The organism is Occallatibacter riparius (assembly GCF_025264625.1).
Classification (GTDB): Bacteria; Acidobacteriota; Terriglobia; order Terriglobales; family Acidobacteriaceae; genus Telmatobacter; species Telmatobacter riparius.
The window spans coordinates 4,157,918-4,170,255 of sequence record NZ_CP093313.1; the positions used below are offsets into that span (position 1 = coordinate 4,157,918).

General features: G+C 60.7%; 12 protein-coding genes. 9 read left to right on the top strand and 3 right to left on the bottom strand.

The genetic code is table 11. The annotated features are described in order from the left end of the window. Positions 1-6: 6 nt before the first annotated feature. From MOP44_RS16880 to MOP44_RS16890, 3 genes are all read right to left on the bottom strand, one after another. Positions 7-1,476: a metallophosphoesterase gene (locus tag MOP44_RS16880; RefSeq protein ID WP_260791389.1), complete on the bottom strand. Its 1,470-nt coding sequence runs from the start codon at positions 1,474-1,476 to the stop codon at positions 7-9. 98 nt (positions 1,477-1,574) lie between these two features. After that, the gene (locus MOP44_RS16885; protein ID WP_260791391.1) at positions 1,575-2,105 is read right to left on the bottom strand and encodes a peptidylprolyl isomerase; all 531 of its coding nucleotides are present in this window, start codon (positions 2,103-2,105) and stop codon (positions 1,575-1,577) included. An 84-nt stretch (positions 2,106-2,189) separates the two neighbouring features. Then, positions 2,190-2,927: a peptidylprolyl isomerase gene (locus MOP44_RS16890; RefSeq protein WP_260791393.1), complete on the bottom strand. Its 738-nt coding sequence runs from the start codon at positions 2,925-2,927 to the stop codon at positions 2,190-2,192. A gap of 68 nt (positions 2,928-2,995) precedes the next feature. On the opposite strand from MOP44_RS16890, the gene MOP44_RS16895 reads away from it, so the two are divergent. The 9 genes from MOP44_RS16895 to MOP44_RS16935 all read left to right on the top strand — a co-directional run bounded on the left by MOP44_RS16895 (position 2,996) and on the right by MOP44_RS16935 (position 11,923). Next, positions 2,996-4,531: a S10 family peptidase gene (locus MOP44_RS16895; RefSeq protein WP_260791395.1), complete on the top strand. Its 1,536-nt coding sequence runs from the start codon at positions 2,996-2,998 to the stop codon at positions 4,529-4,531. A 137-nt stretch (positions 4,532-4,668) separates the two neighbouring features. Continuing rightward, positions 4,669-4,998 (top strand): PadR family transcriptional regulator, encoded by a 330-nt coding sequence (locus MOP44_RS16900; RefSeq protein ID WP_260791396.1) that lies wholly within the window; start codon positions 4,669-4,671, stop codon positions 4,996-4,998. Between the two features lie 36 nt (positions 4,999-5,034). Beyond that, on the top strand, positions 5,035-7,677 hold the full coding sequence (locus MOP44_RS16905) for an ABC transporter permease (protein WP_260791397.1): 2,643 nt from the start codon (positions 5,035-5,037) through the stop codon (positions 7,675-7,677). 118 nt (positions 7,678-7,795) lie between these two features. After that, on the top strand, positions 7,796-8,341 hold the full coding sequence (locus MOP44_RS16910; protein WP_260791398.1) for a retropepsin-like aspartic protease: 546 nt from the start codon (positions 7,796-7,798) through the stop codon (positions 8,339-8,341). Positions 8,342-8,492: 151 nt separating this feature from the next. Beyond that, the gene (gene efp / locus MOP44_RS16915; protein WP_260791399.1) at positions 8,493-9,053 is read left to right on the top strand and encodes an elongation factor P; all 561 of its coding nucleotides are present in this window, start codon (positions 8,493-8,495) and stop codon (positions 9,051-9,053) included. Between the two features lie 157 nt (positions 9,054-9,210). Then, positions 9,211-9,636: a DUF2178 domain-containing protein gene (locus tag MOP44_RS16920; protein ID WP_260791400.1), complete on the top strand. Its 426-nt coding sequence runs from the start codon at positions 9,211-9,213 to the stop codon at positions 9,634-9,636. After that, on the top strand, positions 9,636-9,851 hold the full coding sequence (locus tag MOP44_RS16925) for a helix-turn-helix transcriptional regulator (protein ID WP_260791401.1): 216 nt from the start codon (positions 9,636-9,638) through the stop codon (positions 9,849-9,851). Before MOP44_RS16920 ends, MOP44_RS16925 begins: the two co-directional genes overlap by 1 nt. A gap of 144 nt (positions 9,852-9,995) precedes the next feature. Continuing rightward, positions 9,996-11,315: an HD domain-containing protein gene (locus tag MOP44_RS16930; protein WP_260791403.1), complete on the top strand. Its 1,320-nt coding sequence runs from the start codon at positions 9,996-9,998 to the stop codon at positions 11,313-11,315. 116 nt (positions 11,316-11,431) lie between these two features. Then, a complete protein-coding gene (locus MOP44_RS16935; protein ID WP_260791404.1) occupies positions 11,432-11,923 on the top strand; it encodes a DinB family protein in 492 nt (163 codons plus the stop codon). Positions 11,924-12,338 lie beyond the last annotated feature (415 nt).

The window sequence follows — 12,338 nt, forward strand, 5'->3', positions numbered from 1 at the left end:
CCGGCGTTAGTGTCGGTCTCCGCTCTGCGGCTGTTGTCCACATGCGCAAGAAGAGAATCCCTCTGCGGTTTGGTGGGCCATGCTGCACACATATCCAGTCCACACCAGCGAAAGCAACGGAACAGGATTGCCGATCGAGAAGTTGTGGATATATTTTTGGCTGGGCTGTGTCCTCTCATCCCGGTCGGCGCTGAACCCGCCGATCAGGTGTGCCACCGCAGCTGCGGAGAAAGAACCCTCCGCATACGCAGTTCGATACTCGTACTGCTGATGCCATGCAACTCTGTTGCTTCCGGCAATCACTTCGTAATCCGCAAGCGTTGCCGTCGCAGGCTCGATTTGCGCGATGGTGAACGACGGCAGATTGCCGTTGACGGGCGAGACGGACGCGACCACTTTCACTGGAATCCCGCCGGAAGCGTGCTCCGTTGTCCCCGCGTCCTCACCGGATTCGAGCAATTTGATCTCGTCTTCGTGCGTGTGGCCAAAAATGCCCAGCTTGATCGAATCCGCCTCGCCTTCGAGTGTCTGCGCCAGTCGGTCTGAGGAAAGCAGCATGGTGGGCTTGCGGCCGCAGGGGCCGGAAAGGTGCGCCAGCGTGCCGTAGGCGTCCACGCCGGGAGGAATGTGCGCCATCACCCAGACGTTCTGCTTTGCCTTCCGTGCTTCCTGCAACTGCGCCGCCAGCCAGGCGTACTGTGCGTCCTGGTCGGCGGTGTCAGGCTTCCCGGAGCAGGCTGTGTGTTTGGCGGAGAAGAACACGTCATCGAGGACAATAAGGCGCGTGTGGGTCATCGGTGCCGGAAGCATCACGCTGTAGTTGCCGGTTTGCGCGAACGAGGCGAGCGCCGCCGCGCGCTCCGCGGACGGAAATCGTTGCGTGACTGCTTCTCCAACTTGCTTGAGAAACGTGCTGTTGGCGTCCAGCTTGTAATCCCCGCAGTCGGAGTCGTTGTTGCCCAGAGCCGTATAGATGCGCAAGCCGGGCGCGGCCGCTTGTAGCTGCGCAAGCACAAAGCGAATCGTTTTGACCGTGAACGCGCGATACTCCGCAGCCGTTGCCGCAGGCATCAGCTTTTTGAACTTGCAATCGAAGCCGTGGGCCATCAGGTCGCCGCTCAACGTGATGAACCGCGCGCCCGCAGCATGAGTGCGGATCGCCCTCATGCTGGATTGCAGAACAGGGAAGGATGTATCGATGCCGCGAGCGTGGCAGGCGTCCTGGATCTTATCAAAAGCCTGCTGGCGATTGGGCGAGTCAGGCGCAGAGAGAATCCTCGCCCAGGCGCTGACGGGCGAAGCCGCAAGCCGTGAGACCTTGGCAGGATCCCAGAACGGTTCGAAGTGAATGTCGCTGACGAGGAGAGCCTCGACCACCTTCGGAACCATCGGAGCGGCTTGCGGTCCCGGCTGAGCCCGGCTGAGGCGGGAAACGTCTGCGATCAGAAGCGTACACAGCAAGCATGCGAGGAACATCCACCGTCGGTGGAGAAGGGAAGTGCGCGCTGTGAGAATGGCAGGTCTCCTGGTGCGCCGCCGCGGCCAGCTGTGGATCCGCGACGGCGATTTTGAGATCAGGCAACGCGCTCGATGGTCAGCGACTCGAGCACGACGGGCGTGCGCGGCTTGTCCTGTGGACCCGTGGGCACCTTCGAGATCTTGTTGGCGATGTCCTGGCCCTCCACCACTTCGCCGAAGATGGTGTGATTGCCGGTGAGCCACGGCGTGGCCGCGACTGTGATGAAGATCTGGCACCCATTGGTGTTGGGACCGCTGTTGGCCATGGCCAGCTTGCCGGGCTTGTCGAACTTGTGCGGCGAGCCCTTCGTCTCATCCTGGAAGCGGTAGCCCGGGCCGCCCATACCGGTGCCTGTCGGATCGCCGCCCTGAATCATGAAGTCGGGAATCACGCGATGAAAGATGGTGCCGTCATAGAGCTTGTTCGACGACTTCTCGCGCGTACCGGGATGCGTCCACTCCTTCTTGCCTTCGGCGAGCTCGATAAAGTTCTGAACCGTGACGGGCGCGTCAGCCTCGAAGAGACGAACTGTGATTTTGCCTTCTGTCGTATTGAAGTGCGCGTAGGTGCCTGGTGCAAGTGCCATACTGGAAAACCTCGTTTGCGTGAGAGTTTTGGGGGATGCCGGCGAGCATGCTCACCGGCAGATTGCAGCAGAGCAGGGAACTGTTCAGGGTTGCGGCTTTTCGGCCGGCGCTGTCGCTGAGGGGGCTGCAGGCGGCGCGGGCGGAGGCGGAACAGGCTGTCCTTCCGGCACAATCGTCACCTTGTTCAGAAACACTGGAACGATTGGCTTGTCATTCGGATTGGTCTGCACACGCGCGATCGTCTTCACCACGTTGACGCTCGAATCATCGCACTGGCCGAAGATGGTGTACTTCTGATTGAGCGAAGGCTGCGGCGCCTCCGTGACGAAGAACTGGCTGCCATTGGTGTTGGGTCCTGAGTTGGCCATCGCGAGACGGCCCGGCACGTCGAAGTTTAAGTTAGGATCGAACTCATCGTTGAAGCTGTACCCCGGATCGCCCGTTCCAGTTGCCGTCGGATCGCCGCCCTGGATCATGAACTCCGGAATCACGCGATGAAACTGGGTGTGGTCGTAGTAGCGCTTGCCATGCATCTTCTTGCTCGTCGCCGGATCGGTCCAGTCCTTCGTGCCGTTGGCGAGACCGATGAAATTGGCCACAGCGACAGGCGCCTGCTTCTGGAAGAACTGGCAGGTGATCCGGCCCATCGAGGTATCCATCACGACAGTCGGACCGTTCGGCTGGGTCAGCACAGCCTGCGTAGGCTGAGGCCCATCAGGAAGGTCCTGCGCCGGTTGCGTTGCTGGAGCGCTGGATTGCTGAGCCAATGCTGAAGCGCTGAGCGCCGTCACAAAAAGTGCTGCAATGAGCTGATGTTTCATGCCATTTCCAAGGGTAAATGATGGCCCTGCGGCGCTGCCACCGCTGGAGGGCGCTGTATCCTCTTGCCATGGACAATCCAAGGTTCCCCGCGCGTGCCTTACGCGCTGCTTCGCTTGCCTGCCTTCTCTCGCTCGCTGCCGGTTCCGCAATCAGCTTCGCGCAGACTCCGCCGCCCGCCGCCGATAACAAACCGGCTACCAAGGAAGCGCCGCCCGAGAAAACCGCGCTTCCTCCGCTTCCTCCACCTGCGCACGTTCAGCAGCAGATCACTCTCGATGGCAAGCCGCTCAAGTACACCGTCACTGTGGGTACCATCCCCGTGCGCGACAAAGACGGCAAGACCGCCGGCGAAGTCGTCACCACTGCGTACACAGTCGAAGGCGAGAATCGTCCTGTCACCTTCGCGCTGAATGGCGGTCCCGGCGCCGCCAGCGTCTATCTCAACTTCGGCGCGCTCGGTCCCAAGCACATGAACGCCGGCAACGAAGGCGACAGCCCCTCCGATCCCGTCACACTGACTGACAATCAGGGCACATGGCTCGACTTCACCGACCTGGTTTTCATCGATCCCATCGGCACCGGCTTCAGCCGCGCCAACGTCCCCGAGGATCAGCAGAAGAAACTCTTCTTCTCCACTCAGTCCGATATCGAGTACCTCTCGCGCGTCGTCTACGACTGGCTGGTGCTCAACAATCGCCTCGCCTCGCGCAAGTATCTCGTTGGCGAGAGCTATGGCGGATTCCGCGGCCCGCGCATCACCCAATATCTGCAGTCGCAGCTCGGCGTGGCTCTGAATGGCGTGGTGCTGGTTTCGCCATATCTGAACCCATCGCAGGAACAGAACGGCGATATGTCGCCGCTCCCCTGGATGATGACTCTGCCGTCAATCACCGCCGCACACCTCGAGCGCGAGAAGAAGCTCACGCCGGAAGCGATGGCAGACGTGATTGCGTATACGCGCGGCGAATACGCAACGACGCTGCTCAAGGGCCGCTCCGACGAGGCAGGTCAGCAAAAGTTGATCCAGCGCGTCACGGAGATGACCGGCCTCGATCCGCAGTTCGTGAAATACTCCGGTGGCCGTATCGAAACCGGCGCCTACCTGCGCGAGGTCCACCGCGAGGAGGGCAAGCTCGGCTCCGTGTACGACTCGAACGTCACGTCCTTCGACCCATTCCCGTTCGCGCCGGAACAGCGCGCCAACGATCCCATCCTGGCCAGCATCATTGCGCCGCTCACAACAGCCATGGTCGATTTCGTGACCCGCACCGTCGGTTGGAAGGTGGACGCGCGCTACAACGCCCTCTCATACGAGGTGAACCGTCTCTGGGATCGCGACAACGACCTACGCCGCGGCGCGGTGCCCGAGCTGCGCGAGGCCGTGGCCGCCGACCCCAAGCTCCGGGTGCTCATCGTCCACGGATGGAATGATCTCTCCTGCCCATTCATGGGCTCGGTTCTCACCGTCGATGAAATGCCAGTCATGGGTGATCCCACGCGCGTAGCCGTTCGCGAGTTCCCCGGCGGCCACATGTTCTACACGCGCGACAGTAGCCGCGTGGAGCTGCGCAAAGAAGTGATGGCGATGTTCCAGAAGCACTAAAGAACAGACAAGCTGAATCGAAGGCTGCAACGGCCGCGGAGGCCCAATCCGCGGCCGTTGCTTTTGCGTGGAGAAACCGTCAAATCTCCTATGCTTCCATTGACATTCTATCCCTAGATTACCTATACATAGATTCCATGGGTAAACCTGACCTGCTTCCGGGCACGCTCGACATGCTGATCCTTAAAACCCTCACGCGCGCACCGCTCCACGGCTACGGCATCGCGCAATCCATTAAGCGAATGTCTGACGATGTGCTGACCGTGGAAGAGGGTTCGCTCTACCCCGCGCTGCAGCGGCTCCTGCTGCAGGGCTGGGTGAAGGCGGAATGGAAGATGACCGAGACCAACCGGCGCGCGCGCTTCTACACGCTCACTGCCGCCGGCCGCAAACAGCTCGGTGTCGAAGTTTCGCAATTTGAGCAGATGATCGCCGCCATCGGCCGTGTTCTGGCAGAGCAGAGCTAGCCCTGATTCACCCTGGGTTCGTTCCCCGGAGGTTGTATGAACGTACTGGTTCAGTTTTTCAAAAAGGTCTCGCTCGTGTTTTCGCGCAAGCGCTTCCGCAGCGATCTCGATGAGGAGATGGCCTTCCATCGCGCGCAGGTCGAAAAGGATTTCACTGCGAGCGGCATGTCTCCCCAGGAGGCCCGCTATGCGGCCCAGCGTCAATTCGGCAATACAGCCCGGCTGAACGAGCAGAGCCATGAGGTCATCGGGTTCCGCACCGAGACTGTGCTGCAGGACATTCGCTTCGCTCTGCGCCAGTTGCGCAGGAATCCCGGATTCGGCGTGCTCGCCATTCTCATTCTCGCGCTTGGAATGGGAGCTAGCGTGGCCATCTTCGGCTTCGTCGATGCTGCTCTATTGCAGCCGCTGCCCTACTCACATCCCGATCGCCTGATGGATGTGGGCGAAAGCGCGAACGTCCATCCGCGATCAAACCTCTCGCTCGAAGACTTCCGCGATTGGGCCCGCCTGAATCACTCGTTCTCGGCATTCGATGCCTACACTGGCGGGGGATTTCTGTTGCGCGCACCGGGCGGCGCGGAGCCCGTGCCCGGCGCACGCGTTACCGCCGGCTTCTTCAGAACACTCGGTGTGCATGCCATGCTCGGCCGGGATTTCAATGATGCTGAAGGCCGGCCCGGTGCAGCCAAGGTGGTCATGATCACCTACGGCGCATGGAGGAAACGCTTCGGCGCGCGCCCGGATATCGTTGGTCAAAGCGTTCAGCTCGATACCGACAACTACACCATCGTTGGCGTACTGCCTCGCGAGTTCTCGTTTGCTCCGCGCGGCAACGCCGAACTCTGGGCTCCAATCGCCGATCCCACCTCGTGCGAGCAGCGGCGTTCCTGCCACAATCTTTTTGCCGTGGGCCGCCTGCGCGATGGCATCACTCCGGCGGCCGCGCTGGCCGACCTGAAATCCATCGCTGCGCAACTTGAACGCATGTATCCCGAGAACAAAGGGCAGGGCGCCGCTCTCATGCCACTCTCAGATCAGATCAACGGCAGCATGCGGCCAGTTCTTCTCACTCTTCTGGTCAGCTCTGTACTCCTGCTCCTCATCGCCTGTGTGAATGTAGCCAGTCTGCTGCTGGCGCGATCAGAAAGCCGCCGTCGCGAAGTGGCCGTGCGTGGCGCACTGGGTGCCACTCACCTGCGTCTCATCCGTCAGTTCGTCACAGAGGGTCTGCTGCTTTCGTTCGCCGGCTGTCTGGCCGGTTCTGCCTTCGCGTTCTGGCTGATGCGACTGCTCACGCGGCTCATTCCCGAAACCATCGCGAGCTTTCTGCCTTTCCTTAACCTTGTCGGATTCAGCCTGCACACTGCGGTCTTCGCCCTGCTGGTTGCGGCCGCGGCAACGGCCATGCTCGCGCTGACTCCATCGCTGCGGCTCGGCTTCCAGAAAATCCACACTGGTCTTGCCGAAGGTGGTCGCGGCTCCGGCAGCCGCATGTGGAGCCGCCTCGGCGCGAATCTGGTTGTCATCGAGCTGGCTGTTGCCGTCGTGCTTCTGGTAGGAGCGGGACTGCTGGGCCGCAGCCTATACAAGCTACTCCACGTTGACATGGGGTTCGATTCCTCGCATCTCGCCATGGTGAACGTGAAGCTCCCGCCGAAAGCCAATGAAGCCAAACCTCGCCGCGTGGAGATGTACCGTGCCATTCAGCAGCGGCTGATCGCACTTCCTGGAGTTCTTTCCGTGGGCATCACCAGCGATCCTCCGGTCCAGTGTTTCTGCGACACAGACTGGATCCGCATTGTAGGCAAGCCGTTTAACGGCGAGCATAACGAGGTGGTGGAGCGCGACGTCAGCGCCGGGTACTTTGCGAATCTCAAGGCGCAGCTGGTCCGTGGCCGCCTCTTCAATGAAGATGAAGACAGCTCGAAGCCTTCGGTCATCCTTATCAATGAGGCCCTCGCGCGCAAATACTTTCCCGGAGAAGATCCCATTGGCAAGCGCGTTGGCAATGGCGGGCTCACGCCCGATTCGATGCGCACCGTCATCGGCGTTGTCGCCGACTTCCGCGAGGGCGGTCTCGATGATGAAATGATTCCCGGCGAGTACTTCCCCATTAATCAATCCTCCGACGACAACTTCGTTGTGCTTGTCCGCACAGCTCAGGATGAGGCATCGGTCCTACCTGCCACGGTCTCCGCCTTGCATGGGCTCGACCCCAACATGGGCGTCTATGGCGAGCAAACCATGACCCAAGCCATTGAAGCGACGCAGCCCGCATTGCTTCATCGATTCAGCACGTGGCTGGTGGGCGGCTTTGCTGTGATAGCCCTGGTGCTCAGCGTGGTTGGCCTCTATGGAGTGGTCGCGTACTCCGTCAGTCAGCGCACGCGCGAGATCGGCGTCCGCATGGCCCTTGGCGCGCAGCGCGGCACTGTCTACTCCATGGTGATGCGGCAGGCGGGCCGGCTTACCGCAATTGGCATCGCATTAGGGCTGCTCTGCGCGATCGGCGCATCGCTCGCCATGCGGAAGCTGCTGTTCGGTGTAGCTGCATGGGACGCCCCGACCCTGGCAGCTGTTGCCGGCCTTTTGGCCTTTGCCTCACTGCTAGCCAGCTTCGTTCCGGCCAGGCGGGCAGCATCAGTGGATCCAAGTGAGGCGCTCCGCAGCGAATGAACCGATCTGCCAATCTCGCAGGCTACGATTCCACCGCCTCGGCCATCCAAGCTCCTCAGTGGTTGACCGCGGCCAAGGAACGCAGTCAAACGGTATGCGACATTAACATATGCGGCTTTTGGCATCCCTTCTTTTTCCCTTGCTCTTCCCCGCAATCTCCGGCGCCCAGAATGGATGCCCGGCGAAGGTGAAGGCCATTCCCTTGCGCATGCTCAACGGGCACCAGATGGTTGTTGGAGTTTCGATCAACCACACCGGCCCGTACGATTTCCTCGTCGATACCGGAACGCAGATGACGGTAGTCGACCGTGCTCTCGCCGCCGACCTTCACCTGGTCACGACCGGGAATGCCAACGTTGCTGGAGCCAGCTTCCAGGGTGGCGCGGCGTTTGCGCAGGTCGACTCCCTCCAAGTCGGCGAACACGAAGCCGCCAGCCACGGCGTTGTAATTTATGACATGAAAACTGTGCAGCACGCCGGTTTTCCGTTGCGGGGCCTCCTCGGCGAAGATTTCCTCTCCCGCTATGACGTGCTCATCGATAAATCCCACGCCGTGCTCTGCATCGACGACACCGGCATGATGCTGGAGCGCCTGACCGGCCAGAATCAGCCCCACGCCCGCCCGGGCGTCGAGTCCGGTCCCGTTCGCACAGCCCAGCGCTGACGATCTTCGAAAGCTCCTTCACTCTGATCATCCGACGGCCGAGCACCCGCTCATCCAGGTGCTGCAGTTGCGCTTACGGTACAATGAAAGATGGCGTCAAGGCCGACTTTTTTGCGCCTGAGAAGCGCAACCAGCAAGGAGTTTTACCCTTATGGCGATTCCCGCCACACAGATGCGTCCGGGCATGATCATCAAGCACAACGACACGCTTCACCTGGTCTTCAAGGTGGAGCATCGCACGCCCGGCAACCTGCGCGCCTTCATCCAGGCCAAGCTGCGCAACCTCAAGTCCGGCGCCATGTTCGAGCACCGCTTCCGCTCAGCCGATGCCATCGAGAAGGTTGTCGTGGACGAAATCGCGATGGAGTTCCTCTATAACGACGGCGACGACTACTACTTCATGAATCCCGAGAACTACGAGCAGACCGTGCTCAAGGCTTCCACTCTCGGCGATGCCGTGGAGTACCTCACGCCGAATTTGCAGATCCGCGTCAGCTACCACGACGGCAACGCGGTCGGCATCGAGCTGCCCACGTTCGTCGAACTCACCGTGGTGGAGACCGAGCCCGGCCTCAAGTCCGCGACCGCCTCGAGCGTCACCAAGCCTGCGAAGACGGAAACAGGCCTGGTGGTGCAGGTACCGCCTTTCATCAACGAAGGCGAGAAGATCCGCGTCGACACCAGCGAAGGCGCCTACCTCAGCCGCGCATAGCTTCCCTCAAGCTGGAAAAGCACAAGGACATCCGCAAGGGTGTCCTTTCTGTTTTGCACGGAGTCCCTCATTTGCGGGATGTTAAAAATATTTGACATCCCATTTGCGTCGCGCTACAGTCGTCAATGTCAAATTTTTTTGACATGGAGCTTTGCCGATGCCGAGCCTTTCCTATCGCGAAAAGTCCCTTTACGCATCCCTCGTCGCCGAGCTGCTCGTTTACGGCTCGTACTTCTTCCTTCACCATCAGAACTCGATCAACAAAGTCGCGGGCATGATCGTCGCGGTCATCCTGCTTCAGGTCTTCGTGCAGTTGCTGATCACGCTCTTCACGCGGAACCGGGTCACCGATGAGCGCGACCAGCTTATAGAATTGCGCGGCTATCGCGCAGGATACCTCACCTTCGCCACGCTCATGGTGGTGGGACTCGGTATGATCTGGTTCCACGCCACCCGCACTGACTTCAATTTCGAGGGCAGCCGCGTTGGCCTGCACTTCCTCAGCGCTTTCTTCAGCATGCTCGTGATCGCCGACATCACCAAGACAGCCACGCAGATCGTGTCTTATAGGAGGGCTCTCTGATGCCCGCCATCCGCAATCAGATCCGCGAACTGCGGGGTGCGCGCTCCATCACGCAGCAGGAACTTGCCGATAAGGTGGGCGTCACGCGCCAGACAGTGATCGCCATGGAGCAGGACAAGTACTCGCCTTCACTCGAAACCGCCTTCAAAGTCGCGCAGGCTCTCGGCGTCACCCTCGAGCAGTGTTTCCAGTACGACCCCCACGGCAAGCGATGAGCGACAGATCTCCCGGCAGGTCAACCTCGCTTCAGCGACCAGCAAACCAGCCAATCGGCGGACGTTGCACAATTTGCCAGCAGACCAGCGAAACTACGTGACCTAAAGTACCCGGGAGTACGCCGGTGAGCAAGGGGATACGTCTTGGGGGAACTCGTTAAGTCCGCGAAGCTGTTTGCCAATGAAAACCACGAACGCATTCACGTTGGCGCGATTCCCGCGGTTCGTGATCTCCCCATGCACCGCAAATCCGTGGCGCAGATCGTCTCATCCGTAACAAACGATGAAGAGACGATTGCCGCTGCGTGGCTGCATGACATCGTAGAGGACACCGCGGTCACCATTGGCGACCTCGAGCGCAGATTCGGCTCCGAAGTGGCGCGGGTTGTCGGCGAGCTCACCGTCCCCACGCACGCCGGTTTCCGGAACCGCGTGACCCGGACAGGACTTGCCAAACAACACTTCGCCGGCGCATCCCCAGCAGCAAAGACGGTCAAGATTGCCGACCTCATCGATTCCTGCAGCACTCTGCACAAGACCGACCCCATCGCCCTGATTCCGTATGCGTCGGAAACCAGCGAGCTTATTGAGGTACTCGCGGGAGGCGATTCCCGCCTGCTGGCAAGACTGCAGCGCAACCTCGATAAGTACGCGATCGATTCGCTGCCCGCCCAGAAAGGAGCCGCCGCCCCGCGCTTCCGTCCGTTGGCCATCCCCATCGCCGCACTTCGGGTTTTCGAGCAGGCGATCACCGCGCAGTACGTTGCGGAACCGCTGGTCTCCTTCGATTCGGAGCTGCATCCTGCGGAACTGCACCAAGCCATGACCGTCGCGGGCATTCACGTAGCCGGCCTGCACCGGCATGGAAAGCTGTGGGGGTTCCTCCCGGCCAGGCAGCACAAGTCCGGCGAAACACCGCAAGGAAGGGAATTCGCCAAAAGCCAGATCGTCAGCGGACGCAGCCCGCTGACCGAAGTGACCGACGTTCTCACCCGCCATGACTTTTGCTTTGTAAGTGTGAATGAGAGCATTTCGGGTGTAATCGCGCGTAGCGACTTTCACAAGCCCGCCGTGCGCATGTGGCTGTTCGGCATCATCACCTTTACAGAACTGGAAACCACCGAGCGCATCCGCCAGAAGTGGCCGGAAGACTCCTGGACGAGCCTGGTCTCAGAGCAACGGCTCGAGCGGGCACGGCGCCTTTATGCCGAGCGGCAGCGCCGCAAAGAAGACTGCGACCTGCTCGACTGCCTGCAATTGAGCGACAAGGTCGATGTGCTGTTAACTGACCCCGCGGAGCGTAACGTCCTGGGAATCACCAGCGCGAGCGGAGCGCAAAAGGCCAGCAAGGAACTGGAGATCCTGCGCAACAAAGTGGCCCATTCCCAGAGCTTCGCCGATAAGGATTGGGCGCAGGTGGCGCGCATGGCGCGCCGCATCCATCAGCTGCTGGACGGAGCGTGAACGGGCGGCCGGTGCAGTAGGAGATAATTTGCCTGCAGCCTTCTCGCGTGCCCGGTTGACAGTTTTGCGTACACCGCTGACACGCTCTGTCTGGATTCTTTGACCGGAGACGACCCATGCCCGTTCCCGCAGCGATTGCCCATGCCGCTGAAGAGTTTCGCTATAACAACAACTCCATCAAAAAGTTTGTGAGCGACCTCAGCCACGACGACTGGCTCAAACAGCCGCAGGGCGCCGCCAACCACATCGCATGGATCGTCGGTCATATCATTTGGGCTCGCACCGCCGTGCTGGCGCGGCTCGGCTCCAAGTGGTCGGCTCCCTGGCTTGGCATGTTTGCGCGCGGCGAAAAGGTTGACGGCACTGCGCCCTATCCCTCGCCCGAGGTGCTCACGGCGGCCTGGCAGGAAGTTGCCGCGGCGCTCGAGTCGGCGCTCGAAAATGCGTCCGAAGAGACCGTCAACCAGCCCGCCGCCAACCCGGGCCCTCCCAGCGCTGACGGCAAGATGAGCGGAACCATTCGCTTTCTTTCCTGGCACGAGACCTATCACGTTGGGCAAATTTCCTACATCCGCTGCCTTCTGGGGCACAAAAGCATGATGGGTTGAGTGGCGCGGCCCTGCAAAGCTAGCAGTATTTACAGTTGAGCCCCTGTTAGCAACCTAGCCACAATGGGGTATTCCCGGTGAGGGCGGCGAATACTCCCAGGCCCACATCGCAGCAGATCACAGTCCCCAGAGGGTTGCTGCGCAGCGTGCGTCTCGACGAACCGTGTGGAAGCATCGCGTGATCGAGCAGTGCCACGACGGTGATCGAACGCAACGGTTGGAGTGTGGCTATGCCGCCTCTTCTGGATTTCGCGGCGTCTTTTATCGCCCGGCGAAGAGAGGCAGGTAGACGGTGAGAATCGATCGCATCCTTTGCGTTTTCTCCCAGAAAATGGGAGCAGCGCGTGCGCCATTTGGCAGAGGCAGAGTCCCCTGGCGAGGACTGGGAAAGATAGCTGTCCTTGCATGCCTGCTT